Annotated in this window: 21 protein-coding genes; 8 read left to right on the top strand and 13 right to left on the bottom strand. The window is 46.3% G+C overall.

What is annotated here, in order from left to right; translation table 11 throughout:
• The first annotated feature begins 3 nt into the window (after positions 1–3).
• Positions 4–3,600 carry a PAS domain-containing protein gene (locus M5J74_RS22080; protein ID WP_250013189.1) on the top strand — a complete coding sequence of 1,199 codons (3,597 nt, stop codon included), beginning with the start codon at positions 4–6 and terminating at the stop codon, positions 3,598–3,600.
• A 38-nt stretch (positions 3,601–3,638) separates the two neighbouring features.
• Here the strand turns inward: M5J74_RS22080 and galE are convergent, their stop codons facing one another.
• From galE to M5J74_RS22065, 3 genes are all read right to left on the bottom strand, one after another.
• Positions 3,639–4,637 carry a UDP-glucose 4-epimerase GalE gene (galE, locus tag M5J74_RS22075; RefSeq protein ID WP_250013187.1) on the bottom strand — a complete coding sequence of 333 codons (999 nt, stop codon included), beginning with the start codon at positions 4,635–4,637 and terminating at the stop codon, positions 3,639–3,641.
• A gap of 154 nt (positions 4,638–4,791) precedes the next feature.
• Positions 4,792–5,322 (bottom strand): GNAT family N-acetyltransferase, encoded by a 531-nt coding sequence (locus tag M5J74_RS22070; RefSeq protein WP_250013185.1) that lies wholly within the window; start codon positions 5,320–5,322, stop codon positions 4,792–4,794.
• Between the two features lie 118 nt (positions 5,323–5,440).
• Positions 5,441–6,106 (bottom strand): gamma-glutamylcyclotransferase, encoded by a 666-nt coding sequence (locus M5J74_RS22065; protein WP_015156162.1) that lies wholly within the window; start codon positions 6,104–6,106, stop codon positions 5,441–5,443.
• 297 nt (positions 6,107–6,403) lie between these two features.
• On the opposite strand from M5J74_RS22065, the gene M5J74_RS22060 reads away from it, so the two are divergent.
• Entirely contained in the window at positions 6,404–9,019 is a 2,616-nt protein-coding gene (locus M5J74_RS22060) for an EAL domain-containing protein (RefSeq protein WP_015156161.1), read from the top strand.
• Positions 9,020–9,135: 116 nt separating this feature from the next.
• On the opposite strand, the gene M5J74_RS22055 is transcribed toward M5J74_RS22060, so the two are convergent.
• Both M5J74_RS22055 and M5J74_RS32875 read right to left on the bottom strand, forming a co-directional pair.
• A complete protein-coding gene (locus M5J74_RS22055) occupies positions 9,136–11,286 on the bottom strand; it encodes a polyribonucleotide nucleotidyltransferase (protein WP_106166491.1) in 2,151 nt (716 codons plus the stop codon).
• A 179-nt stretch (positions 11,287–11,465) separates the two neighbouring features.
• Positions 11,466–11,588, bottom strand: a complete 123-nt coding sequence (locus M5J74_RS32875; protein ID WP_256498568.1) for a hypothetical protein — start codon at positions 11,586–11,588, stop codon at positions 11,466–11,468.
• Positions 11,589–11,739: 151 nt separating this feature from the next.
• Here M5J74_RS32875 and M5J74_RS22050 point away from each other — a divergent pair, with 151 nt between their 5' ends.
• Positions 11,740–12,834 (top strand): phosphotransacetylase family protein, encoded by a 1,095-nt coding sequence (locus M5J74_RS22050; protein WP_106218101.1) that lies wholly within the window; start codon positions 11,740–11,742, stop codon positions 12,832–12,834.
• A 7-nt stretch (positions 12,835–12,841) separates the two neighbouring features.
• Here the strand turns inward: M5J74_RS22050 and M5J74_RS22045 are convergent, their stop codons facing one another.
• Positions 12,842–13,222, bottom strand: a complete 381-nt coding sequence (locus M5J74_RS22045) for a monooxygenase family protein (protein WP_250013184.1) — start codon at positions 13,220–13,222, stop codon at positions 12,842–12,844.
• Between the two features lie 161 nt (positions 13,223–13,383).
• Between M5J74_RS22045 and M5J74_RS22040 the strand changes: the two genes are divergently transcribed.
• From M5J74_RS22040 to M5J74_RS22030, 3 genes are all read left to right on the top strand, one after another.
• Positions 13,384–13,911: a PadR family transcriptional regulator gene (locus M5J74_RS22040; protein ID WP_015156157.1), complete on the top strand. Its 528-nt coding sequence runs from the start codon at positions 13,384–13,386 to the stop codon at positions 13,909–13,911.
• A 288-nt stretch (positions 13,912–14,199) separates the two neighbouring features.
• Positions 14,200–14,712, top strand: a complete 513-nt coding sequence (locus M5J74_RS22035) for a DNA-processing protein DprA (protein WP_015156156.1) — start codon at positions 14,200–14,202, stop codon at positions 14,710–14,712.
• Between the two features lie 5 nt (positions 14,713–14,717).
• On the top strand, positions 14,718–15,140 hold the full coding sequence (locus M5J74_RS22030) for an MAPEG family protein (protein ID WP_015156155.1): 423 nt from the start codon (positions 14,718–14,720) through the stop codon (positions 15,138–15,140).
• 28 nt (positions 15,141–15,168) lie between these two features.
• On the opposite strand, the gene M5J74_RS22025 is transcribed toward M5J74_RS22030, so the two are convergent.
• On the bottom strand, positions 15,169–15,402 hold the full coding sequence (locus M5J74_RS22025; RefSeq protein WP_250013182.1) for a hypothetical protein: 234 nt from the start codon (positions 15,400–15,402) through the stop codon (positions 15,169–15,171).
• Here M5J74_RS22025 and M5J74_RS22020 point away from each other — a divergent pair.
• Positions 15,355–15,846: a YajQ family cyclic di-GMP-binding protein gene (locus tag M5J74_RS22020; RefSeq protein ID WP_015156154.1), complete on the top strand. Its 492-nt coding sequence runs from the start codon at positions 15,355–15,357 to the stop codon at positions 15,844–15,846. The genes M5J74_RS22025 and M5J74_RS22020 overlap by 48 nt on opposite strands.
• Before the next feature lie 172 nt (positions 15,847–16,018).
• Positions 16,019–16,186, top strand: a complete 168-nt coding sequence (locus tag M5J74_RS22015; RefSeq protein ID WP_071925448.1) for a metallothionein — start codon at positions 16,019–16,021, stop codon at positions 16,184–16,186.
• Between the two features lie 97 nt (positions 16,187–16,283).
• Here M5J74_RS22015 and M5J74_RS22010 read toward each other — a convergent pair whose 3' ends face one another.
• The 6 genes from M5J74_RS22010 to M5J74_RS21985 all read right to left on the bottom strand — a co-directional run bounded on the left by M5J74_RS22010 (position 16,284) and on the right by M5J74_RS21985 (position 25,854).
• Positions 16,284–17,576, bottom strand: coding sequence for a cell wall metabolism sensor histidine kinase WalK (locus tag M5J74_RS22010; protein ID WP_250013180.1), 1,293 nt, complete (start codon positions 17,574–17,576; stop codon positions 16,284–16,286).
• 400 nt (positions 17,577–17,976) lie between these two features.
• Positions 17,977–19,239, bottom strand: coding sequence for an ATP-dependent protease ATP-binding subunit ClpX (clpX, locus tag M5J74_RS22005; protein ID WP_250013178.1), 1,263 nt, complete (start codon positions 19,237–19,239; stop codon positions 17,977–17,979).
• Positions 19,240–19,282: 43 nt separating this feature from the next.
• Complete coding sequence (locus tag M5J74_RS22000) at positions 19,283–19,507, bottom strand: hypothetical protein (protein WP_127022941.1); 225 nt, start codon at positions 19,505–19,507, stop codon at positions 19,283–19,285.
• Between the two features lie 110 nt (positions 19,508–19,617).
• Positions 19,618–21,477 carry a hybrid sensor histidine kinase/response regulator gene (locus M5J74_RS21995; protein WP_250013176.1) on the bottom strand — a complete coding sequence of 620 codons (1,860 nt, stop codon included), beginning with the start codon at positions 21,475–21,477 and terminating at the stop codon, positions 19,618–19,620.
• The gene (locus tag M5J74_RS21990; RefSeq protein WP_250013174.1) at positions 21,396–22,853 is read right to left on the bottom strand and encodes an Hpt domain-containing protein; all 1,458 of its coding nucleotides are present in this window, start codon (positions 22,851–22,853) and stop codon (positions 21,396–21,398) included. Before M5J74_RS21990 ends, M5J74_RS21995 begins: the two co-directional genes overlap by 82 nt.
• A 157-nt stretch (positions 22,854–23,010) precedes the next feature.
• Entirely contained in the window at positions 23,011–25,854 is a 2,844-nt protein-coding gene (locus M5J74_RS21985; protein WP_250013173.1) for a methyl-accepting chemotaxis protein, read from the bottom strand.
• Positions 25,855–25,982 lie beyond the last annotated feature (128 nt).

Here is a 25,982-nt window from a genome sequence, read left to right as displayed (position 1 = left end):
TCCATGCCAAAAGTTACCCGCTTCCAGATTGCTTCCTACGGGGTTGCTGTCCTTGCCGTAATGCTAGCTCTGGCGCTCATGTTGGGGCTAGACTCTTGGCTGGGAATGACAAAAACTCCGTTTTTGCTGTTTTATGGGGCAGTAGCGATCGCGGCTTGGTATGGAGGGTTAAAACCTGGAATAGTAGCAACTGTCTTATCGATTCTATTCAGCAATTACTTCTTTCACTACCCGACTTATACATTTATAGTTGACCTGCCCGACTTGCTACGGCTAGGATTGTTTGCCTTACAAGGAGTCATGATTAGCTATCTATGCGAGGAGTTACGCATAGCAAAGCACAGAGCAGAGATCGATCGACAGCGCGAACAAAAAGCCAAAGATCGAGCAGAGGCAATGCAACAAAGATTGGCTTTTTTAGATCGTGCCAACACCGTACTCACATCTTCTCTGGACTATGAAACAACATTGCGATCGGTTGTAGAACTGACTATTCCCGAATTTGCCGATCTCTGCACCGTCGATATTCTCCCCGCAGACATGGCGATTAATCCTTTGGCTGCCGTTCAAGCCAAAGACCCCAATCGAGCAGACTTGGTGCGTCAACTTACAGCTACCTATCCCTTAGATTTAAACGACCAAACACACCCAATTACTAGAGTTTTTCACACAGGGCGATCGGAATTAATTCCTGAAGTCACAGATGCCAACTATGTAGCTATGGCGCGAGATGCCGAGCAGTTGAAATTTTTTCGGCAACTAGGGATTAAATCTGCGATTTGCGTACCGTTGATTGCAGGTAGAGAAGTGTTTGGCGTACTGTCGCTGATGCTGACAACTTCTCAGCGTCATTACTGTAATGAAGATTTAACCCTAGCTGAGGAACTGGGACGGCGCGTCGGGTTGGCAATGGAAAACTCTCGCTTGCATCGCCAATTAAAGCAAGCAATGCAGCGACAAGAAGCAACCCTGGCATTGATCGATACTTGGTTAGCTAGTTCTCCTGTCGGTTTAGCTTTTTTAGACACCGATCTCCGCTACGTCCACGTCAACCAAGCTTTGGCAGACATTAATGGCATCCCCCTCAAAGACCACTTCCATCGCAGCGTGCGAGAAGTGCTACCAGCGTGGGGCGATACGCTAGAACCAGTTTTGCGGCAAGTGATGCAAACGGGAGAGCCACTGCTTAATCAAGAACTTAGCGGTGAAACAAATTCCCCAGGAGTTTATCGCCATTCTCTGGTCAATTTTTATCCCGTTTGTCTGGCAAACGGACAGACATTGGGTGTAGGTGCAACTGTAGTCGATATCACTCAACTCAAACAAACTCAAACATCACTGAGTCAACGGGAAGCTGAATTAAGCCTAATTACCAACACCGTACCCGCGCTGATTGCCTATGTCGATCTTAACCAGCGCTATCGCTTTGTGAATCGGACCTACGAACAATGGTTCGGTCATCCCGCTACAGAAATTTGTGGCAGGCATATACGGCAAGTCTTAGGCGAAGCTGCTTACGAGAAGATTCGCCCTTATGTAGAGCAAGCACTAGCAGGACGAGCAGTTAGATACGAAAGTCAAGTTCCCTATCAAGATGGCGGAGTGCGTTACATCGAAGCAGTCTATATTCCTCAGTTCGACAGTCGAGGACAGGTAGAGGGGTTTGTCTCTTTAGTCAGCGATATGACCGATCGCAAACGTGCCGAACTAGAGCGCGATCGCCTGTTGCAGCAAGAGCAAGCAGCACGTCAACTTGCAGAGTTAAATATCCAGCGAGTTTACCAATTACAAAATTTGACTGCGGCTCTAGCTCAAGCATTGACGACAGAGCAAGTCAGAGAAATTTTACTGCATCAAGGACTAGCTGCCTTCAATGCCACAAGAGGCTGGATCGGTTTGCTGCATAAAAATGGTAAAACGGTAGAGATTGTCTGCTCGATTGGCTACCAGGAAGCAGAAATTGCCCCCTATCGGCGCGTTCCGCTAACGACACCCCTTCCCCTCACCGATACAATCCGCACCGGGGAAATGGTCATCGCGCGATCGCCTGCTGAATATCAACAGCTTTATCCGAGTCTCGCAGATACATATATTGCTTCTGGTTCTCAAGCAATTGCCAGCTTACCATTGACAATCGAAGGGCGAACAATCGGTTCTTTAGGGCTAAGTTTCAACCAGCCCCGCGATTTCGATGTGGCAGAACGTGCCTTTATGATGACACTTGCACGGCAATGCGCCCAAGCTTTAGAGCGATCGCGATTGTACGCTGCTGAACAAGTGGCAAGAGAGGTAGCAGAATCCGCAAATCGGATTAAAGATGAATTTTTAGCCGTACTATCCCACGAATTGCGATCGCCCCTCAACCCGATCCTCGGTTGGGCAAAACTGTTGCGATCGCGTCAATATAATGAAGCAGCCAGAAACCGCGCCTTAGAAACTATCGAGCGCAATGCTAAACTCCAAGCCCAACTCGTAGACGATCTGCTTGATGTCTCCCGCATTCTCCGAGGCAAACTCGCGTTAAAATTTGCTCCTGTGAATCTAGTCAGCACGATCCTCGCTGCAATGGAAACGGTGCAACTAAGTGCTGAAGCGAAGCAGATTCATTTAGTTTTTGAGGGAGCAGGGACGAGCTGGGAGCAGGGACGAGCTGGGAAAGACAAGGGGGACAAGGGGGACAAGGGAGACAAGGAAGCAGCAATTACAATCCAAAATCCAAAATCTAAAATCCAAAACTTCCCGACTCCCCTAGTTCTAGGGGACTCAGGACGATTGCAACAGGTGGTATGGAATCTGATATCTAATGCGGTTAAATTTACTCCTGCTGGCGGACGGGTAGAGATTTCACTTCAACTTCCGAATCCCGACTCCCACTCTCCCACTCCCGACTCCCAAAAATCTGTCCAAATCCAAGTTTCCGACACTGGCAAAGGCATTAGTCCTGATTTTCTGCCTTATGTATTCGATTACTTTCGCCAAGCCGATAGCAGTACAACTCGGACTTTTGGCGGATTGGGTTTAGGACTGGCGATTGTACGTCACTTGGTAGAGTTACACGGTGGTACGGTTGGGGTAGAGAGTCTGGGGGAAGGACAGGGAGCTACGTTTACTGTGACATTACCTGTGTTGGAAGGGAGTCGGGAGTCAGGAGTCGGGAATCGGGAGATGCATCACTCGCCATCCAATAGTCAGCAATTACCACTGCAAGGCGTGCGCGTACTAGCAGTAGACGACGATCCAGATATGCGAGAGTATGTGACTTGCGTGTTACAACAGCATGGAGCAGAAGCGACGGTCGTGAGTTCGGCAGAAGATGCATTAGTGGCTTTGTCTCAACAAATGCCGGATATCATTTTGAGCGATATTGGGATGCCGCTGATAGATGGTTATATGTTCCTAGAAAAAGTCAAAAATATAATGCAGTCTCGATCGCTGTCAATTCCTGCAATTGCCCTAACTGCTTATGCTGGAGAATACGACCAACAAAAAGCAATTACCGCAGGATTTCAGTTGCATTTGCCTAAACCTATAGACCCTGATGAATTGGTGAAAGCGATCGCGGAGATGGTCTCGACAACTCGCTCCGGCGACCGCTCCTAACGCAACAAATAATTCATCTCGATGACGCTATTCAGTTATTATGCGTGTCGTTTTTGATGCCAGTTCCAAGCATGACTGATAATTTTATCTATCTCTGGATATTGGGGATTCCAACCCAGAATTTTTCTGGCTTTTTCACCACTACCGACGAGTGCAGGCGGATCTCCAGCGCGGCGATCGCTTTCTACAACTTTAATTTCTCTTCCCGTAACTTGCTTGGCAGTATCGATGATTTCTCTAACTGAAAAACCATTACCGTTACCTAAATTAAAAATTGTTGAATCTCCACCTTGTAACAGATATTCCACACCCAGAATATGAGCATCGGCTAAATCGCTAACGTGGATGTAATCGCGAATACAAGTTCCATCAGGAGTATCGTAATCAGTCCCAAAAATTGAGACAGACTGGCGTTTACCTAAAGCTGTTTGCAGTACCAAAGGAATTAGATGAGTTTCTGGATCGTGGTCTTCTCCTAACAATCCAGTTGGATCTGCACCAGCAGCATTAAAATAGCGAAAACAGACAGATTTGAAGCCATAGGCAACATCAAAATCCGCCAAAATTCGCTCTACCATCAATTTAGTCGCACCGTAGGGATTAATTGGACTTTGGGGATGGTCTTCGGGAATCGGTACTGTTTTAGGTACGCCGTAGGTAGCGCAAGTAGAAGAGAAGACGAATTTATCGATCGATGCAGCCTGCATTGCCTCTAGTAAGGTGAGCGTGGCAACGACGTTGTTACGATAATATTTGTCTGGAGTCGTGACAGATTCACCAACATATGCATAAGCAGAAAAGTGCATGACAGCGGCGATGTCGTACTTAGCAAACAATTCGTCTAGTAAGGGGCGATCGTTTATATCGCCAACAATCAAATCTACCTGTAAAACCTGCTCTACCAAATCGCGATGACCGTAGACTAGGTTATCGAGAACGACTACGCCGTATCCAGCTCGTTTGAGTGCTAATACTGCATGGGAACCAATATATCCCGCTCCACCAGTAACTAAGATTGTGGGTTTTACAGACGACATTCTCTTCTCCCCTTTGCTGCAACAATCTTTTAATGTAACTGATTATTTAGTTGTCAGGGAGCAGGGAAGAGAGTTGAGGGAGCTGGGGGAGAAAAACTACTTCTGTCTTCTGTCTCCTGGCTTAATCATTACTCGTTCCAGCGCTAAGTATCTGTTATGTGAGTTTGCCCAATTTAAACATCTCAAGTTCCATCTTGTAGTATTTATGAGTCCGTCCAATTGGTATCATCTTCAATCTTTGCATCACGCGAATTGAAGTTGTATTTTCGGGTCTAGCAACTGAGTAGATTGTGGGTAATTTTAGAATATTAAATCCATAGTTAAGAATTGCCCTGGCTGCTTCCGTGGCGTATCCATTTCCCCAAGCAGACTTCTTGAGATGCCAACCGATTTCATAATCTTGTGTCCATTGTTCTGCTTCATCTCGCAAGGGAATGAGAATAATCGTACCGAGAATTTCAGGCGTTGCTTTACTTACAACTGCCCAAAAGCCTCCACCATTAAGTTGAGTCGATAATATTACCCAGCGTTGAAGTAGTTTAATTGCGTCTTCAGTACTAGTAGTTTTAGTTTTAATAAATCGCGTCACTTCTGGATCGCTATAAATTTGAAAAGCCGATTCTGCATCCTCTTCAGGAATCCAGCTACGAATCGTGAGGCGATCGGTTTGGGCAATGGTAGTCATAGCCTTTGGTAGCATGAAATACACAATCCGTAGTAGGGGCGCACAGCTGTGCGCCCCTACCAGTATATTGCGATCGAACCAAAATATTTCAGTTATCGCTTTGCATCATGAGGTGACATTAAATCCCTTGTTGCTTAGCAATCACGCGATCGCGCAAACGTAACAGCGGCTTGTCATGAATTCCGACACTATTTAAACCATCTACAGTTTGAAACAAATAATCAGCACTAGAACCGAGTTCACCCTTAGCAGTGGCAAGAGTATCAACAGTAGCGTCAAAAGAAATATTACCCGCGTAGCCCGAACGACGTCGATTCACAACAAAAGCGATCGCCTCTACAACTTGCTTATCGTGATAAAACTTGACCCAAGTAGGAACGTAGGAACCAACAATCATTTCTCGCCGCCAGACGATGGTTAATTCCGACATGACATTAGCCGCAGCGATTCTGTAGGCAATGCCGCGACAACTACCACCGCGATCGAGTCCCAAAACCAAACCAGGGTTATCCGGCGTACCGCGACCGAGGGGAGTCCAGAGGCAAAAACGGCGATGCAAACCGTAAATCGTACCAGTGCGATATTCAGCAAAATGAAAAATTGGGTTCCAAATCAGAGAACCGTAAGCAAACAACCAAATATCAGAATTGGGTTTTTGTCGTGCTAAAGTTTGTTGAATAGATGCCTGCAACTCCGCCTCGCTTAGCAGGAGTTTTCCCAATTTAGATTGAGCGATCGCTTTTTGTAGCAGCCCTGATTCGAGATAGGCGCGGGTGAGAATCATAGCAACGGCGAGAAGAACTGCCTCAGACTTCAACCATCCTACAATAGACCTGTTGCAGATAAAACTCAAGAAAGCGCATTTGCAATAAGTCTAAGATATCTACCAAATCATCTTGCTGCGGTTTTGAAGCGTTTCTACGTAAGTAGCTAGATTCAAGTTAACCAACAGAACCCTACACTATCTAAGTAGTGGAAAGCGGGTGAGGTAGTGAGAATAGGGCGTAACAACTGGCACATTTTCCCAAGACTATTCAGATGGCTGCGACATCTCCCCTCAAGTCTGCGTACTCTACTGCTTGTGGCGGTTTACGTTTTAGCTGGACTAGGTCTAGAAGAATTAGCCTCTGTCTTTGACACGGCGGCGGCGATCAGCCCTTGGGATCCATCAGCCGGACTTCACTTCGTACTTTTGTTGGGGTTTGGTCTGCGCTATACTCCTGAGTTGCTGCTCATTCCGTTACTACATATGTTAGTGGTGAGCCCACTAAACATTGCTCCGTTATACGTGTTGCTCTGTGCTATCTGGATAATGCTAGGCTACAGTCTAGCTAGTGCTTTGTTGTTGCACAAGTTACACATCGATCCATACCTCCGCCGTTTTCGGGACGTTTTTAGATTTACTATTGTCACCTTTATCACATCGCTTGTAGTTTCTGGGCTATATGTAACGACGTTAGCAGCAGCTGGCAGTCTTTCTTGGTCTCAATGGACGGTGCAAGTCATCCGCGAATGGGCTGGAGAGGCTACTGGCATTGCGATGTTAGCGCCACCGCTTTTGCTTTTGTTACGCCTAGCATCTGAGGCTAAGTGGCAGGATACTCAAGAAAGACCGACGCAGCAGATCGGCTCAGGTCGGTTGAGGAGTCAAGCGGTGCTAGATTACAGCATAGATATGACTGCTTTAATTTTCGCTATCTGGCTCGGTTATGGATTTCCACCAGGATTATCTTTAGAATACAGCTATTTTGTGTTTTTGCCGTTGATTTGGATTGCAGTGCGGCACGGATTCGAGCGAGCAGTGCTGGCAGTTTTAATCATCAATATTGGTGTCACGCTCCTGGTTTACATTCGCTCTGGGAATAATACATTAGCCTTACAGTTTTGCTTGATGACAGTTTCATACACGGGTTTGCTTGTGGGTGCTGCGGTTACAGAACGCCAGCGAGTAGAAGCGTCACTGCGAGAGAGTCAGCAACAATATCAAAATTTGTACGATTCTGCTCCCGATTCCTATGCCTCGATCGCAGTTAATGGAATTATTAGATCGATCAATCAGATTGGTGCTGATTTTCTAGGCTACCGCAAACAAGAATTGATCGGCAGACCGATTTGGCTGACGATTTACCAACCAGATTGGCAGTTGGCTCAACAGTGGTTGGATAGAGTCTTGAGGGAAAGGTTGGTCACTAGTGAAAATGAACTGCGCAAAATTCGTAAAGATGGCTCGGTTGTGTGGGTTCGCGAACGCAGCCAACTACTATTTGACCAAGATGGAACGCCTACGGAGTTGCACGTAATTTGTCGAGATATTACAGAGAGTAAGCACGCAGAGGAGCAACTGCTACACAATGCGTTTCACGATGCCCTCACTGGTTTACCCAATCGAGCTTTATTCATGAATCGCCTAGAGCGTGCGGTGGAATATAGTAAACGAGATGAAGATTATCTATTTGCTGTCCTCTTCCTTGACTTAGATCGTTTTAAAGTAATCAATGATAGTCTCGGGCATACACTTGGAGATGAATTTCTCATAGCTATTGCTAGAAGAATAGAAGCTTGCATACGCCCTATAGATACGGCGGCGAGACTTGGGGGAGACGAATTCACTATCTTGCTTGAGGGTATTGATGACATCAGCGACACTATCCAAGTCGCAGAACGAATACAAGCCCAACTGACATTGCCCTTCAATCTAGGCGGACAAGAGGTATTTACGACAGCAAGTATTGGCATTGTCCTGAGAACGACAAGTAATAACCATCCAGAAGACCTACTGCGCGACGCTGACATCGCTATGTACCGAGCCAAGAGCTTAGGTAAAGCGCGATACGAGATCTTCAACCCAGAGATGCGCAATCGCGCCATCGCACGCTTGCAGATGGAAACGGAGCTGCGACGAGCGATTGAGCGTCAGGAGTTTCGGATTCACTATCAGCCGATCGTATCGCTGCAAACTGGTAGAATTGTAGGCTTTGAGGCGCTAATCCGCTGGCAGCATCCAAATCGAGGTCTTGTTTACCCAACCGAGTTCATGTCCATTGCAGAAGAAATCGGGCTAGGTCTTGCTCTAGATCGGTGGGTGCTGCGGGAAGCTTGTCACCAACTTCAACAGTGGCAAGAGCAATTCTTATCTAGCCCAGCTGACGAGGAAAGCGCCGCGAGTGATTCCTCAAGAGCAATTCAATCCTTAACCATTAACGTCAATCTTGGTACTCCCCAGTTTGGGCAAGCTGAGCTGCTACAGCACATCGATCGAGTCCTACAGGAGACTCATCTAGATGCTTCTAGTCTACAGCTAGAGATTACAGAAAATGCGATTATGCAGAATGATGAAGCGGCAAGTGTCATGCTCTCGCAACTCGGAGCGATGGGAATTCGGTTGCTCGTTGATGACTTTGGCACTGGCTATTCATCTTTAGGTCGTCTTCACCGCTTTGCGATCGATATGTTGAAAATCGATCGCTCTTTTGTTAGCAATATCGGGACTAGTGCGGTCAGTCTAGAAATCACTGAAACAATCGTGACGCTTGCCCAAAAGCTTGACGTAGACGTGACAGCAGAAGGAGTAGAAACAGCAGAGCAATTAGCCCGGTTGAGAGAGTTGAACTGTGGATACGGACAGGGATATTTCTTCTCTATGCCACTAGAAGCTTCAGCAGCAGAGGCATTGATCGTGACAAATCCACGGTGGTGAATTGAGGCGATCGCACTTTATTCTTTTGTACAAAAACCGTTAGAGCAAGAGCAAGGAAACACAGGCAGATAATTACAAATTATTCTGACTCCTGACTCCTGACTCCTGACTCCTGTTTACTTCACAGCTGCTTCTCGCGCTGCGGCTGCTTGGTCGGGATGAATGCCCAAGCGAGTCAGATTGATCCGACCTTTGCCATCGATTTCTCTGACTTTGACAATCACTTCATCACCAACTGTGACTTCGTCTTCGACTTTCCCTACACGATAGTCAGCCAGTTGAGAAATGTGGATCATGCCTTCTTTTCCAGGCAAAAATTCTACAAACGCGCCAATGGGAATAATTCGAGTCACGCGACCAGCGTAGACTTCTCCTTCTTGTAGCTTGCGGGTCATTCCCTGAATGATGTTACGAGCTTTTTTCGCTTTGCTCTCATCCACTGCAGAGATAGTCACCGTGCCATCGTCTTCAATATCGATTTTGGCTCCAGTTTCTTCGGTGATCCCTTTAATTGTTTTGCCACCAGGTCCGATAATCATGCCGATCAGATCTTGCTCGATCTTAATTGTCAGCAGACGCGGGGCAAAGGCTGACATTTCGCTACGCGGCTGGTCGATCGCCTGAAGCATTTTTTCCAAGATGTGCATCCGTGCGGGACGCGCTTGGTCAATGGCTTGCTTGATCGTTTCCAGAGGCAGCCCAGAAATTTTCATGTCCATTTGCAGGGCTGTAATTCCTGTATCCGTTCCAGCCACTTTAAAGTCCATATCGCCCAAGAAGTCTTCAATCCCCTGAATATCAGTCAGGACGCGGACTTCGGAACCTTCTTTAATTAGTCCCATCGCTGCCCCACTCACGGGTTTGAGAATCGGAACGCCTGCATCCATCAGGGAAAGAGTGGAACCGCAGACCGAACCCATCGACGTAGAACCATTAGAAGAGAGGACTTCCGACACTACGCGAATGACGTAGGGAAAATCAGCTTTGGGTGGTAGAATGGGCAGGATGGCACGTTCTGCTAGGGCTCCGTGACCGATTTCCCGCCGACCTGGGGCGCGCAGAGGTTTTGTTTCCCCAACCGAGAAGGGCGGAAAGTTGTAGTGATGGATATAGCGTTTTTCTAGGTCTTCTTGCAGATCGTCAGACAAGTTTTGAGCATCGCCTGGTGTCCCTAAAGTACAGGCAGACAGAACCTGCGTCAGACCGCGATTGAATAAACCGCTACCGTGAACCCGCTTGGGTAAAACATCAACTCTACAGGAAACAGGGCGTACTTCGTCTAGTTTGCGTCCGTCAACCCGCACGCCATCTTCAACAATTTGCCGTCGCATCAATTGCTTGGTCAAATCTTTGAAAGTGTTACCCAGTGCTTTGCTTTCGGTAGTCGTAATCACCTTTACCGGATCTTCTTCTGGCAGTTCCGCGATCGCTTCGGCAACAGCTGCTTTCACTTCATCAAGGGCAGCATCGCGGCTATTTTTGTCAAGGTCAAACTGCGAGAGAATTTGTTTGATTTGAGTTTGGGCGCGATCGCGAATGAAGTCTGTTAAAGTAGAATCCACTTCTGGCGGTGTGACTTGTGGCGGTTCGACCCCTAACTCTTTGAGAAAGTCTTGTTGAGCAGCGATCAAATCTCGCACGGCTTCGTAGCCGAAATCGATCGCCTCAACCATATCCTGTTCTGATAGCTGGTTAGCTCCAGCCTCTACCATAATCACGCCGTCTGGAGTGCCTGCTACCACCAGATCCAAATCTCCGGCTTTAATTTCAGCATAGGTAGGGTTAATAATAAAATCATCTCCTACCAAGCCGACGCGCACGGCTGCCATTGGTCCATTAAAAGGAATTTGCGCCAGCATCACCGCCATTGATGCACCCGTTACCGCTAGCACGTCCGGCGGGACTAACTCATCCATTGCCAGAGTCGTCGCCACGACTTGCAGATCGTCCCGCAGCCAACCAGGAAACAGCGGACGCAAGGGGCGATCGATCAAGCGGCTCGTCAGAATCGCCTTTTCTGGCGGGCGACCTTCACGCCGCAAGAAACCACCTGGAATTCGACCGACAGCGTAGAGTCTTTCTTCATAATCTACCGTCAGGGGAAGAAAATCAATGCCTTCTCTGGCTGTACTTCGGGTTGCAGTAACTAAAACTGCCGTATCGCCTGATTGAATTAACACTGCTCCCCCAGCTTGAGGGGCTAACATACCTACTCTAAGTCGAATATCCCTTCCATCGAAGGATATTGACCTATCCATCTCTACCATTTAGTTTTTTGTCCTTCTTAATCGCTATTCTGATTCTGTCGCAATCCTAGCACCGATATACCTCTAGTGGGTTGTCACGGAAGAAGGGGAGTCGTAGGGGCGAGTTTTGGCAGGACACCTGTATTAGAAATATCCCTCGACAGAAAAGAAACTCAAATTAGCTGGTGCGGATCGCGTGATTATGCCTGCTTCCATTGGTGCAGGACGAATGGCACAGATGATTGTGCAAAAGCGCGATCGAATCGGTAGTGATGGTTGTTAGATAACTGGTAACTGGTAGTTGGTAGTTGGTAACTGGTCACTAGCCACTAGCCACCAGTCACTAGTCACTATTAAATCCGATCGCTTGCTCTTTTCATTGCTTTAGCAAAAATACATTTTTCATTTAGTTCTACTTAATTAAAATAGTATAAAAGTTGATTTGTTTCCCTGACTGGGGTTAGGAGTGGGTGGGTGTCGAAGGCTGCTAAGTTTTTGCTAATTGGTTCAACTGAGACTTACAGTGGTAAGTCTGCCACTGTATTAGGTCTATCTCATCGATTGCAACAAATGGGGCTGGATCTTGCCTACGGCAAACCTTTGGGTAGCTGTTTTAGTGAAGATACCACAGCCGCGATCGCTGATGCTGATGTTGAGTTTGTGACTAAACTACTGAAACTCCCACCACAGCGGGTATTTCCCACAATCTTATCCTTGGACGAAAATGCCATTGGCAAACGCTTGCGAGGAGAAGACAACATCGACTACCGCGAACGCCTGAAGCAATATCTGCAACTTCCAGCAGGCGATCTGACAGTCTTGGAAGGACCGGGAACTCTGGAAGAGGGCAGTTTGTTCGATCTGCGAATGCTGCAAGTATCTGAAATTATTAATGCTTCAATTCTACTAGTGTCTCGCTACAAATCGGCGTTTTCTGTGGAACCATTGATTTCGGCACGACGGCGCTTGGGCGATCGCTTAATTGGCGTGCTACTGAATGATATTCCTCTCGAACAGATGGAAGCTGTAGCAGCAGAAGTCAGTCCTTATCTGGAAAAACGCAGTATTCCAGTTTTAGGAATGCTGCCTAGCAATCGCTTACTCAGAAGTGTCAGCGTTAGAGAATTAGTCAATCAGTTAAAAGCAGATGTCCTCTGTCGTGCCGATCGCCTCGATCTGATGGTGGAAAGTTTGGCAATTGGAGCTATGAATGTCAACTCAGCGTTGAGATATTTCGGACAGCGGCGAAATATGGCTGTCGTCACGGGAGGCGATCGCGTTGAAATTCAATTAGCAGCTTTGGAAAGTTCTACTCAATGCCTCATTCTAACGGGCAAGCTTCCCGCACCAACTTTTATCCTTAGTAAAGCAGAAGAACTCGAAATTCCCATCCTCTCGGTCGATCTCGATACGTTAACTACAGTAGAGATCGTCGATCGCACGTTCGGACAAGTGCGCCTGCACGAACCCTTCAAAGTTGAATGCATCCGTCAGTTAATGACAGAACATTTTGACTTTAATCGCTTATTATCTCAACTCGACCTCAGCCCTGCTGTTGCTTTGCCTTAGATCTAAATTATCCATAAATAGTTGCCATTCCCTGCGGTTCGTGCGAGTATTTACCACTTGCTGTAGGTTGATATGTCTCGTTATATAAACACAAACTCTCGGGATGCTTGGCAACAAATTGCATCATCTGGCGATGAAATTTCCCTTTGAAAAATGCTTGCAAGCTTTGCGGCGATCGCCAATAACTTACCATCACAACTTCATTAGCAGCGCAAATCCCTGCTTTAAGTTGCACGCAGCCATCAGCCGTTGCTGTGGTGTTCTTAATCCACAAGAGATTTTTCCACAGCCAAATCAAGCCTGCGCGATCGCGTGCCAAGAAACCGTTCACAAAGGCGATCGCTTCGGGGTTTTCTGGTAACTCAACTTGATATATTGAATAACTCATACGAGAATCTCCTCATTAATTGGTGGTCGATCGACTAATTTTGACCAGTAGAGACGTTGCATATAACGTCTTTACAGCCATTGCAGAGCGGTTAATATGCAATTAGTTGAATATACTACTATCATATGCACTTTTTTGCATAAGTAAAGTAAAGAAATATTATGGCTTTAACGCACGCGATCCTTGCCAGATTAATTGATACTCCCTTAAGCGGATACGATATAGCCCAACAATTTGATGGCTCAGTTGGCTACTTCTGGGCAGCAAGTCACCAGCAGATTTATCGAGAATTATCCAAATTAGAACAACAAGGCTGGATTGCAGGCGAAACTGTGCTTCAATCAGGAAAACCAGATAAAAAGCTTTACTATGTGACAGAAATAGGCAAACAACAGCTAAAGTCTTGGATAGCTTCCCCCTCAGAGGCTTCACCAATCAAGGACGATTTATTAGTCAAAATTTTTGCTGGTTATGTTGCTCCTCAAGCGATCGCGATCGAGTTGAAGCGTCATCAAAAAGCACATCAGGAAAAGCTGGCAGTATACAAAGCTATAGAGCAAAAGTACTTTAGCAATCCGCAAATACTATCCGAAATCGAAAAGTTTCAATACCTCACTCTCCTGAATGGTATTAGTTACGAAACCCACTGGTTGTCTTGGATCGATCGAGCAATAGAGTTACTTAAATAGCAGGGGACAATTCGCCATTCGCACTTTTACGCTGCGCTACACTAGCCCTAGTCTTCGACAAAGCGTTTCCCCCTACGGGAAAACAAGCTACATGTTAGCCAAAGGCGCAGCGCTCACGCAGTATAGCGCAGCGTTTAGCGTTACGCAATTTGCAATTCACAATTAACTAACCTCCTGCTACTCGCCACTGATAACTCCCAATTACCAATTACCAATTACCATTCTTCCCTGATAACTAATAACTGTTCTCTGCTAGAATAACTAGGTTGTGTATCCGAACCTACGTCCTTGATCGAGCAGAGCCAGTCTATCAATGTATCCGATGTCGATACCCTTGCCCAAGAGTTGGCAACGATTCAGCAAACGGGCGCAAAACGAATTGCTTTACTGGGGTCGCGTCACGTCCCCCTGACTCATCAGCACTTAATCGAAATGATGAGCTACGCTCTGGTTCTGTCGGGTAATCGGATTATAACTTCCGGTGCGACGGGGACAAATTCAGCTGCTATTCGCGGTGCGATGCGTGCCGATGCGAATATGTTGACTGTAATTCTGCCACAAAGTTTAGAGCGTCAACCCCTGGAATCGCGCCAGCAGTTAGAAAAGGTGATGCATTTAGTAGAAAACGCCAAAAACGACCAAATGTCTTTGGCAGAAGCTAGTGCTGTATGCAACCAAGAGATCGTTTCTCGTTGCCAACAGCTAATCTGCTTTGCTTTCCACGATAGCCGCACGCTTTTGCAAACTTGCCAAGAGGCAGAAGATCAAAGGAAGATCGTGACGCTGTTCTACCTTGACTGATCGAGATGAACTCACAACTCCCTACTTCAGCAATTTTTCTCTTTTGTATTGCAGTAGCAGCAGTACTGGTTTATGTACCGTTTCTCCTTGTCGGTTACGGACGAGTGCAAGCTGGCTACGATATGGCAGCTCCTCGTGCTATGTTTGACAAGCTACCACCCTACGCGCAACGAGCAGCTTGGGCGCACCAAAATTCATTTGAGAATTTCACCATTTTTGCGCCAGCCGCGTTGATGGCATATGTTACGGGAGTTGATTCTACCTTGGCTGTGGGAGCGGCGATCGCCTTTGTGGTAGTGCGATTGTTTTACTCGATATTCTACATAGCTAATATCCCCTTAGCGCGATCGCTGATGTTTGCGATCGGCAGTCTTTGCTCTGGTATCTTGTTTATTACTAGCATCCTACAAGCAACTAGTTATCAGTGACCAGTTATTAGTGGCTAGTAGCTGGTGACTAGTGGTAAGTGGGGTGTAGGCTGTAGGGTGTAGGGTGTGGAGATTTTAAATTTCTTTCTCCCTTGTCTCCCTTGTCTCCCCCCTCTCCCTTGTCTCCCTTGTCTCCCTTGTCTCCCTTGTCTCCCCCCTCTCCCTTGTCTCCCCCTCTCCCTTGTCTTTCTATAGCCTCTAGCCCCTCATTCTTATGGCTTCTACTTTTTCCTTCGATATTGTCAGCGACTTCGATCGCCAAGAACTAGTTAACGCTGTCGATCAGACTAGCCGCGATATTAAAAGCCGTTACGATCTCAAAGATACTCAAACGACAGTAGAGTTAGGTGAAGAGACGATTACTGTCAACACCGATAGCGAATTTACGCTCGAATCCGTTCATACTATACTGCGCGAAAAAGCTGCAAAGCGTCAACTATCTCAGAAAATTTTTGATTTCGGCAAAGTGGAATCTGCTAGTGGTAACCGCGTCCGGCAAGAAATTAAGCTCAAGAAGGGCATCAGTCAAGAAATTAGCAAACAAATCTCTAAATTGATCCGCGATGAGTTTAAAAAAGTGCAAGCTTCAATTCAAGGTGATGCTGTACGGGTGTCGGCGAAATCTAAAGATGACTTGCAAGCTGTAATGGGACGCTTGAAGCAAGAAGATTATCCTGTAGCTCTACAATTCACCAATTATCGATAAAAGTCAAAAGTCAAAAATCAAACTTGGTTTGTGTTGGTTCGATTTCAAGGAAACAGTTCTTTCCCTGGATAACAGCTTAGGTGAACTTTAGCTTAGGTGAACTTTTCTTAAAAAACATCTGAATGTATGTTCATATGTTATCCTGATGGGAGAGGTGAATAGGATTAAAACTATGACGACAGTAACTTCAATGAAATGTGCTTGTGACAATTGCTTGTGCGTTGTTTCCTTAGAGGACGCGATTCAAAAAGATGGCAAGGCTTACTGTAGTGAAGCCTGTGCTAGCGGTCATCCCGATGGTAGTAGTGGCTGCGGTCACACTGGTTGCGGTTGCGGCTGATCTGATTTTGAATTTCGGGTTGTATAAACATTACATATCTAGTAGCTTCCATTACTGTGTTAAAAGAGAGTAGGAAATGAAAGTTTTCTACTCTTAATTAAAGTAAGGGTAGAATCACCTGAAAACAACTACCAACGTTAACTTGGCTCTTAACAGCTATTTCGCCTCCGTGCTGCTTCACAATTGCTTGAGCAATTGCCAAACCTAATCCCAAACCCTTTTGCTGTTGTTGCGCTTGTTCGGAGCGCCAAAACCACTGAAATATTGAAGCATGATGCTCTAGTGGAATACCAATGCCTGTATCTTCAACTGAAACGATCGCTTTACGTTTAGACTTGCGTACTGCGAGAGAAATACTACCTCCTTTTTCCGTATAAGCGATCGCGTTCTCCAGTAAATTTGAGAATAAACGACCCAAATGAATTGGATCTCCCCGCACAGATAAACCAGGTAGCAATTGAGCTTGAAAAGCAATACCTTGTGACGTAGCACGGGCATCGAACTGTTCTAATATAGGTAAAAGCAATTCTTCTAAGCGAATATTTACTGTCTCTAACTCAGTTGGTAAAAGTGCTACCTCGCTCCGAGTCAAAATCAGTAAATCTTCTACCAGATGCTCTAGTTCGTCAGTAGCGTTAGCAACGATCGTTAATTTTTGCCGATCGAGTGGTATTGCTGATTCTGCTTCTCCTGCTAGCAGTGCGATCGCTAGGGTAATTCGCGTCAACGGGTGGCGGAGATAATGAGATATATTCGTAACAGTCTGTTTGAGCTGTCGAAAGCTTTGTTGTAGCGGCTGGGAGTTCCACTGACTGAGGTGAACGCCACCGATACCAAAGATAAATAAAATCGTAATTCCCTGACAGCCAAGCCATAGCCGTAGCCGAGCCAAAATCAATTCTAATGGCTGTGTGGATTCGCTTACCCGAATATATCCTTCTAGATGTAGCGTTTTTAGCTTCGGATCGCTGACATAGACAGCAATGGTGGCAATCCGTAATTCTCTCTGCTGTTGGAAAATAGGCGCGATTGGTTGCCAGCGAGAATGGAAGACATTTCGGGAGATGGGAAGAGAAGGAAAGCGATTTCCTTGACTCAAAAGTAATTTACCATCAGCGTCGAACCATTCCCAACTTTGAGTTTTAGCAGCAAAAAGTTTGCGCCAAGGAAGCTCATGTAGGTTTTGCCGATTTTGAGATTTCACGATCTCAAAACTCGGAATTGCAGCTTGTGCCAAAGTTAAGAGGCGATCGTCCGATTGTTTCTTTAGAGCATTACCAATTGAGTTGTACGTCGTCAGGGAAAACCCTCCTAAAAGAGCTGCCGTTGCTGCTAGATAAGCAAATAATATGCGTCTATAGGAATACTTGAATTTTGTTTGAGGAACCATACCTAAAGATAGAAGCCATAAGCTTCAAGAAAGGATGCGGCAGAATAATCAACATTGCAACTTTGACAAAGCCAGTATTTTTTATGATGAAAATTTATTATCAACGAATACTAAATTGCTTAGTAATTCAAATAAAACAGAAAAAAGTAACAAACTTAGGACAAAATCAGTTAGTAGTGACTAGTGACTAGTGACTAGTGGCTGGTGGCTAGAAACGACTCTAGCGACTAATCACCGGTTCCACCAGCACTCATCAACAACCGTCTTCACGGAGTCTATCGCAGCGTCTACTGTCAACCGTCAACCGTCAACCGTCAACCAGTGGTTAGTTATCAGTGAATAGGCACAGAGAACAGCCTACAAATGAGCAATGACCAACAAACCAACAACCAATGACCAATTAAGCTGTTTCTGGCTGGAAGAAGGCTGTAGGATGAATGAGAAGATCGGCAGAAGAGTGTTTTTCTACCATTGCTTTACAGATAGTGCAGCGATCTAAGTCTGGGCGAGAGGGAAGTTCGTACATGATATCTAACATTAGCTCTTCTACAATTCCCCTCAAGGCTCTTGCACCAGTTTTACGCCGATATGCTTCTTGGGCGATCGCGCGGACAGCATCTAATTCAAACTCAAGTTGAACGTTATCCATTTGTAATAGCTTTTGATACTGTTTCAAAAGCGCATTTTGTGGCTCGGTTAAAATCGCTATCAGTCCTTCTTCGTCTAAAGGTTCCAGCACTGTAACAACTGGCAATCGTCCGATTAGTTCTGGAATTAGACCGAATTTCACTAAATCTTCCGCTCCCAGATGATTTAATAAATAATCTGTTTGCCTTGTTGTAGATCTTTCTGGCGATCGCCCGAAGCCCATAGATTTTTTTCCCATCCGTTGTTCGACTAGTTTTTCCACTCCGACAAAAGCGCCGCCACAGATAAATAGGATATTTTTGGTATCAACTTGGATGCTCTCTTGATAAGGGTGTTTGCGTCCTCCTTGTGGTGGTACGTTAGCGATCGTTCCTTCTAATATTTTTAACAGTGCTTGCTGCACTCCTTCGCCCGATACATCACGAGTAATAGAGGGATTTTCACTTTTGCGGGCAATTTTATCAATTTCATCAATATAAATAATTCCTTGTTGTGCTGTTTCTGCATCCATGTCTGCCACTTGCAACAATCGCAGGAGGATATTTTCTACATCATCTCCGACGTAACCTGCTTCTGTGAAAGTTGTTGCATCCACAACAGCAAAAGGTACGTCTATGACTTGTGCTAGAGTTTGAGCCAGGAGTGTTTTACCGCTTCCCGTTGGTCCAACCAAAAGAATATTTGACTTTTGCAATGCCACATCATTGCGATCGCTGGACAAACGCTTATAGTGATTGTAAACTGCTACTGAAAGAACTTTCTTCGCCTGTTCCTGACCGATAACATGGTTGTCCAAATACTGTTTTATTTCCCTTGGTTTGGGGATGGGGTAGTTGTTAGAATTAGTAGTGGTTTTTGGGGTACTAGGTTGAGGTGGAGAAGTGTCCAAGACTTCTTGACACTGTTCGATGCATTCACTACAAATGTTAACGCCCGTACCAGAAATTAGCTTATCCACTTGAGTATGGGGTTTGCCGCAAAACGAGCATCTTAATAATGAAGTGTAGTCAGGCATATTTACTTTTTCCTTGGGGTTAAAATGTATTAACTGAAATGTTTTAACTAGGAATTTGTTTTTCCATTATCGATAAAAATCCGCACAGACTTATCGAAAGGATTTCAACTAACCAATGCATTGATTCAGGGGCGATCGCAAATCCCCAAATTAGTAAAATTGAACCAGCTAAGCAGATAGCAAGTCGATGAATTTCTTCGGTCATTTTGCAACCAATCCAAGTAAAGCCGAAGCTCATAGTCCAAAAAATTAAATATGTGATATGCATAATTTTGAGGAGGGGGATAAGGAAGAAGTCAAAAGTCAAAAGTCAAAAGTCAAAAGTCAAAAGTCAAAAGACTAGTCACCGATCGCTGATAACTGATAACTGATAACTGACTAGGCGATATGCTGCAAAGCCGTTTGTTCTTCTATGGTCTGCTCGAAAATATTCTTGAGTGCTTGCAAAAACTCAAGTTCTATATACGGCTTGGTGAAATAGGCGCTAGCACCTAATTGAGTTGCTAAACGGCGATGTTTGTCGTTACTGCGTGATGTCAACATAGCCACGGGAATTTTGGCAAATTGCGGCTCTTGTCGCCACTGACAGAGAAATTCAAAGCCGTTCATATTCGGCATTTCAATATCGCAAAGTACTAGTTGTACCGTGGGAGATTGCTGTAATTTTTCTAGTGCTTCTAATCCATCCCGCGCTGATAAAACTCGATAGCCAGCCTTTTGCAACGAAAGTGTCAGCGTTTGGCGCATCGTAGTTGAGTCATCTACAACTAAAATTGTAGGACGTTCGGTTTTATGAACAATTGCTGCTCGATCGCGCCACAAATTATTGATGTTTTGTTCTCTGTCTTGTGATTGACTTTCAGTTGTCTGAATTGTATTTTGTTGCCGTTCTAGGACATATTCTAAAAGGCTGATTCCATTAATCACGGGAACTAAACTACCGTTTCCTAGTAGAGTGCAGCCATAGGTATATTTGGGAGGTGAAACGAGCGATCCAAAAGGTTTAATTGCTAGTTCTTGTTCCGCCAACAAGCAATCGACTTCTAGCGCCAATAATTCGCCCTCCCAACGTAGTAGAAGCATTGGCAACTCCCGTTCTTCTACTGTGGTTGTAATTGGAGATTGGCTGTTAGCAACTTCTAACATTGGACGATTGTATTCTAAAAGATCCGCCAACCGATGGATTGGTATGATGTGTTCTCGCCAGCGCAACAGCTGCTGAGTCCCCGTGCGATTGATGCGATCGCTTGGCGTAGTGACAATATTTTCAATGCTGTCAGATGGCAACGCTACGGTAGTTTTCCCCGTAGAGCAAACAACCAAATTCGCGATCGTCAACGTGAGAGGCAAGCGTAAAATAAAGGTCGTACCCTCACCAGGGAAGGAACTGACGCTTACAGAACCGCGCAGCGATCGCAGTTGAGAACGGACAACATCCAAACCCATGCCACGACCGGAAAGTTCGCTAACGTGGTGAGTGGTAGAAAATCCTGGCTCGAAGATAAATTCTAGCAACTGCTCTTTCGAGGCGCTGGCTGCTTCTATTGGCGACAACCAACCCAACTCTACGACCCGGCTGCGAATTTGTCCCAAATTTAGACCCCGACCGTCATCTCTAACTTCAATAATTGTTTGATTGCCTTTGTAATAAGCACAAATCAGAATTTCTCCGTTTTCCGGCTTACCTTGCTGTTGGCGGATTTCAGGTGACTCGATGCCATGAGCAAAGGCATTGCGGAGTAAATGCAACAGCGGGTCGTAGAGTTTTTCCAAAATCGCCTTTTCTACCTGTACCTCTGTCCCTCTCAGCTTCAAATTGACAGGCTTGGAGTAAGTATGAGACATATCCCGCAGCATCCGAGAGAACCGCTTGAGAACTTCACCCAAAGGAAGCATTCGCGCTCGCATTAATTCATCTTGGAGTTGGGAAAAAACTTGTTGTTTCCGCTCTAATATTTGACTCGATTGCTCGGCAAATAAAGCAATATCCTCTACAGCCTCTTCCAATTGGACAATTTCTTCTAGAATTCTTTGTAATAGAGGGTGAACCGCTCCATAACGATCCATTTCTAGAGGATCGAAGTCAGTTGTAATTGGTAGTTGGTAATTGGTAGTTGGTAATTGGTAATTGGTAGTTGGTAGTTGGTAGTTAGCAATTATTCTCCCTTGTCCCCCTTGTCCCCCTTGTCCCCTTGTCCCCCTTGTCCCCCTTGTCCCCCTTCGCCCCCTAATCCCCACTCCCTTCGGTCGTGGGATCCCCGAGTTCCCCCTTGACCCCCTTGTCCCCCTTGTCCCACAACTTCCTGCTCCCTGTTCCCTGCTCCCTTGTCTCCCTCAGCTCTCCTCTCTAGCTGACCGATCAGTTCTTGAAAGTGAGCAAAACGGCGGAGTAACTCTTGGGCTGAGTTTTGGGTTTGCTCGGTTTGCAGGGCAATGGAGTTACGATTGACGACTAATTCACCCAATAACTTATGCATCCGCTCTAATCGGCTTAATTCTACTCGCGTAGAAACAGCTGTCGCTATCTGTGATTCATCTGTGTAGGAATTGGTAGTTCCTACTTTAGGGCGATCGCCCTCTATTTTGCTTTGAGAAATTTCAGTCGAGTGGGATAAGGACTGAATCGGCGATATATTTGCCGCAGGGGAAATAGTTAGGGAATGAGCATCTGATTCGATCGCGCCATTGGAATCATCTTCAGTTTCAGTGACGAAAATAATTCCAGGGTCGATCGCCACTGCTTCTATTGGTGCTGTCTCGTCGCCAAATAACAGCTCGTCTAATAAAGGCGAGAATTCTGACTCTGGGTTAGGCACCAAATCGACGCTCTTTTCTGTTAACGCACAAAGGGCAGCAGACGGACTCCCTCCACTAGTGCGATCGCCTGCTAGTACGGCAGCTCTGCTATTGTGAAAATCAGCTAGGGCAACTTGAATAATTTCTCTAGCGCGATCGGGATAGGTGTCTAGTGCAGTTAAGGCTGTTTGGGCGATCGCCCCAAATCCTGGTAAATTCAGCAGCTCCGCAAATCCAGCAAAGACTTCTGCCTGCGCCCGTAATTCTCCAACCACCTCGAAATCTTGGGGGTTGGCAACCACAGCCGCCAATCGTTCCAGTCCTTGTACGACATCAGTTTCAAAGATTGAAGCTACCAAATCGACCCCAAGTTCTGAGGACATGGGCATATAGCGATCGATCTGAGCTAAAGCATCTCCTAAACGTTCTTCTATTTGATTAAATACGGGTTCGGCTACTGCTAATGTTGCCGCACAGTCAATGCTGCCGATGGTAATTTGTTGCAGTAGGGGGACGCGCAGACAATCGTAAGCTTGCAGTAATAAACCTTCTAACTCTGAATCTATTGCTACAGAGCGGTTGTACAAAGCCCGAAAAACATCTTCTAAACGGTGGGCAATAATTTTAATTGGCTCTAAATCCAAGCAAGCTGCACCACCTTTAAGAGAGTGAGCTGCACGCATCAAATCGTGAATGCGTTCGTGCGTGCGCTCCTGCTTCAGACTAAGCAAGCCTGCCTCGATCTCTTGTAGCAGCTCTGGAACTTCTTCAATAAACAGACGGTAAGCTTGGTCGCGAATGTCGGGAGTAATTAGCATGACTGGGAACCAGAGGGGGACAAGTCAAAAGTCAAAAGTTAGAAGTCAAAACTAAGGAGATAGGAGATAAGGGAGACAAGGAGGACAAGGGGGACAAGGGGGCGAAGGGGGACAAGGGAGAAGACAATTCTAGTCACTAGTCACCAGCCACTAGCCACTAACTAACTTTGAATTGACCGACGCTGGCTTGGAGCGATCGCGCGACGGTTGATAATTGTTGGAAGGAAGCGGAGACTTCGGTTGCAGTTAGGGAGGTAGTTTCGGCGATCGCGGCGACTGTGGCGATGGTTGTCGTGGCTGCTTCTGAGTCTTGAGATTGCTCGATCGCAGCTTGGGCAATTGCTCCTACGAGTTGATGAATGCGATCGCTAGCGGTGGTAATGTGGTTTAAGCTCTGGCGGGTATCGTTGACGAGTTGAGTCCCGATCGCTACCTGTTCTGTGCCGATTGCCATTGCTGTAGCAACTTCATTGGTTTCCCGTTGAATCCCCGAGACGAGCTTTTCAATTTCTGCTGTTGCTTTGGCTGATTGTCGGGCTAGCGATCGCACTTCATCGGCAACAGCCGCAAAACCGCGTCCTTCTTCCCCTGCTCGCGCTGCTTCAATGGAAGCATTCATGGCGAGCAAGCTAGTCCGCTCGGCAAAGTGAGCAATTAAATTTACCACTTTGTAAATCTTTTGCGATGACTCTCCCAAACATTTGATCTTCTTGACGGTTTCGGCAACAGTCCCCCGAATTGTCAGCATTCCATCTACGGCACGATCCATTGCTATATCCCCAGATGCGACTGTCTCCATCGCTTGGCGCACGTCTATTTCTGCGCGTTTGGCGTTATCCGCAACAGTATGGGCAGAATCAGCCATCGCTTGAATGCGTTCCAAGGCAGTGACAATCTCTGTCGATTGCTGCCAAGCTCCTTGCGAGAGGGCTTGGATTAACGGCTCGTTACTGCTAATTGCTGCATCGACTTGTTTGGCGGTTGTTTGTGCTTGTACCGCAATTTCTTGCAAGCTTTCGACTGTAGAGTTATAAGAGTCAGCGATCGTGCCGATTTCATCTTCTGTGACTCTGGCGCGGATTGTCAGGTCGCCTTGACTAATTGGATCGACTTCAATTAGCAAATCCAACGCTCGTCTTTGCAACTGTTCTTTGGCATTTTTCTGTTGTTCCAAAAGATCGGCACGCTCTAACGCCAATCCTATTTGAGTGGCAATCTGGGCAAAGAAATCAACCTCTACTTTCTGCCAGTGACGCGGAACGTTACACTGATGCACGACAAGTAAACCCACACAGCGATCGCCGAGTAAAATTGGTGCAGCTAGACTGGATTTGACGGCAAGTGCTGTTAACTGTTGCCAGTACTCATCGCTCGTATCTGCCGGTCGGATCTGAGAAATGACTTCGACTTGACCTTTTTGATATTGTGTGTATTGCTCTAGGGCATAGTTTTCGATGTTTTTACCCAGTATGCGAGTTATACCTGCGCTTGCGGCTTCGACAACGACGCTACCATTGCGATCGCCATCAAACCAATAGACAATTGCGCGGTCGGTTAGCAAAGCGCTGCGGGTCTCGGCTACAGCGGTGTTGAGAATAGCTGGGCAGTCGATTGCGCTACCAATCTTCACGGTAACATCTTTGAGTAATTGCGACCGCCGAGCTTCTGCTGCTTTGAGCTGCACGAGTTCTTCTAGCTGCTTCGCCATGCTGTTGATGCTAGTCTCTAAAACAGCCATTTCAGCCGTGCCACGGACTGCCACGCGAGTATCTAACTTACCTAAACCAATTTGAGCCACAGCCCTAGCAGCATTTAGAATTGGATAAGTCGCCCGCTTAGCCAAAACTGCGGCGATCGCAGCGATCGATACGGCGGCTACTCCAGTTCCCAACCAGAGAACTCGGCGCAGTTCTAGTAAAGGTGCAAAGGCGCGATCGACGGGACGAGAAACCACCAATCCCCAACCTGGTTCTGGTAGTCCATCCAATTGACCGATCGGCGTGAAGCTCATCAGTGCATTCTCACCATCGTTTTTGTCCCACGCGACTTGAGTTGAAATTAGCTTGTCTTCATGCCTGGGTCGATCTGTAGAGGCAAGCGCTAAAACCTTGGCACGCAAATGCGGCAGTTCGCGAAAATCTTCTCCCAAGTAATGCCCCACTAGCCCAATTTCATCAGCCGCAAACACATTCCCGTCAGCACCGATCAGTTTGTATTCCCATCCTTGCGCTTCAATATACTCAAAGGTTTCGTTTAGATGAGTCAACGGCATCCGCAAGCGAACAACTCCTACGAGCTTATTTGTTTCTATATCTTTAATTGGAGCTACAACTTCTAAACTAATTTTGCCGGAGGTAGGCGCAATTTTAGGATTGTTAACTGCGGGAGTTCCAGTCGCGATCGCCCGCCGAAAATATTCGCGATCGCTATAGTTTTCCGTGCGCTTAAACGGCTGCGTTGACTTGGATTGAAAGATTAAATTTCCTTTGAGGTCGAACACGACGATACTGTCATATCTACCATTACGTGCCTCGACAAAGCTATCTAACAGCGCAATTTTCTGTCCTTCAGTCGCCGCTGCCCTCAGCTTAGAATTTGCCAACATGGGAGAATTACCAATTGTCTCGGCATCATCGATTATTTGCTGCGTCGCCATGCCAATGCCGCGCCGAACATCAAGCGTGCGGTTTTCTTGCTCGGCAATAATTTGCTGCTCTAGGGAACTATTGGCTACGGTGTAGGCAACGCCGCCAACAGTTGCGACTGGAATAGCACCAATTGCGATCGCCAAAATTGTTGCTTTATGTTGCAAACTCAAACCTTTCCAGAACCGCAAACCCCTAGATAGTGAAAACTGCCAAGGCGAGTTTGGCTTTGTTGATGGCGATTGGCTCGCTTTTTCAGGTGAATCTGGCGCTACTGCCGAAACTCGCTCCCACTGAGGCGAGATGCGATCGCGATCGGAGTTTGGCGGATCGAGTTTGAGAGTTGACTGCGACATGAAATTTACCTCATGGCTGTAGAGAAGAGAGCTGGGAGCTGGGGGAGCTGAGGAAGCTGAGGAAGAAAGAAATTTAAAATCTTTACACCCCACGCACCACGCACTGATAACTTTGTACAGACGTTACA

Origin of the sequence: Chroococcidiopsis sp. CCNUC1 (assembly GCF_023546805.1) — a bacterium.
Classification (GTDB): Bacteria; Cyanobacteriota; Cyanobacteriia; order Cyanobacteriales; family Chroococcidiopsidaceae; genus Chroococcidiopsis; species Chroococcidiopsis thermalis.
Note: the sequence above shows the minus strand (reverse complement) of the source record. Positions and strands in the feature narration are given on the sequence as shown.

Excerpts from the sequence above, each read along its gene's own strand:
- M5J74_RS22010 (WP_250013180.1), bottom strand. The coding sequence starts at position 17,576 with ATGGTTCCTCAAACAAAATTCAAGTATTCCTATAGACGCATATTATTT.
- M5J74_RS22000 (WP_127022941.1), bottom strand. The coding sequence starts at position 19,507 with ATGCATATCACATATTTAATTTTTTGGACTATGAGCTTCGGCTTTACT.
- M5J74_RS21990 (WP_250013174.1), bottom strand. The coding sequence starts at position 22,853 with ATGCTAATTACTCCCGACATTCGCGACCAAGCTTACCGTCTGTTTATT.
- M5J74_RS21985 (WP_250013173.1), bottom strand. The coding sequence starts at position 25,854 with ATGTCGCAGTCAACTCTCAAACTCGATCCGCCAAACTCCGATCGCGAT.
- M5J74_RS22030 (WP_015156155.1), top strand. The coding sequence starts at position 14,718 with ATGAACTCACAACTCCCTACTTCAGCAATTTTTCTCTTTTGTATTGCA.
- M5J74_RS22055 (WP_106166491.1), bottom strand. The coding sequence starts at position 11,286 with ATGGTAGAGATGGATAGGTCAATATCCTTCGATGGAAGGGATATTCGA.
- M5J74_RS22070 (WP_250013185.1), bottom strand. The coding sequence starts at position 5,322 with ATGACTACCATTGCCCAAACCGATCGCCTCACGATTCGTAGCTGGATT.
- M5J74_RS22065 (WP_015156162.1), bottom strand. The coding sequence starts at position 6,106 with ATGATTCTCACCCGCGCCTATCTCGAATCAGGGCTGCTACAAAAAGCG.
- M5J74_RS22040 (WP_015156157.1), top strand. The coding sequence starts at position 13,384 with ATGGCTTTAACGCACGCGATCCTTGCCAGATTAATTGATACTCCCTTA.
- galE (WP_250013187.1), bottom strand. The coding sequence starts at position 4,637 with ATGTCGTCTGTAAAACCCACAATCTTAGTTACTGGTGGAGCGGGATAT.
- clpX (WP_250013178.1), bottom strand. The coding sequence starts at position 19,239 with ATGCCTGACTACACTTCATTATTAAGATGCTCGTTTTGCGGCAAACCC.
- M5J74_RS22015 (WP_071925448.1), top strand. The coding sequence starts at position 16,019 with ATGACGACAGTAACTTCAATGAAATGTGCTTGTGACAATTGCTTGTGC.
- M5J74_RS22080 (WP_250013189.1), top strand. The coding sequence starts at position 4 with ATGCCAAAAGTTACCCGCTTCCAGATTGCTTCCTACGGGGTTGCTGTC.
- M5J74_RS22045 (WP_250013184.1), bottom strand. The coding sequence starts at position 13,222 with ATGAGTTATTCAATATATCAAGTTGAGTTACCAGAAAACCCCGAAGCG.
- M5J74_RS22020 (WP_015156154.1), top strand. The coding sequence starts at position 15,355 with ATGGCTTCTACTTTTTCCTTCGATATTGTCAGCGACTTCGATCGCCAA.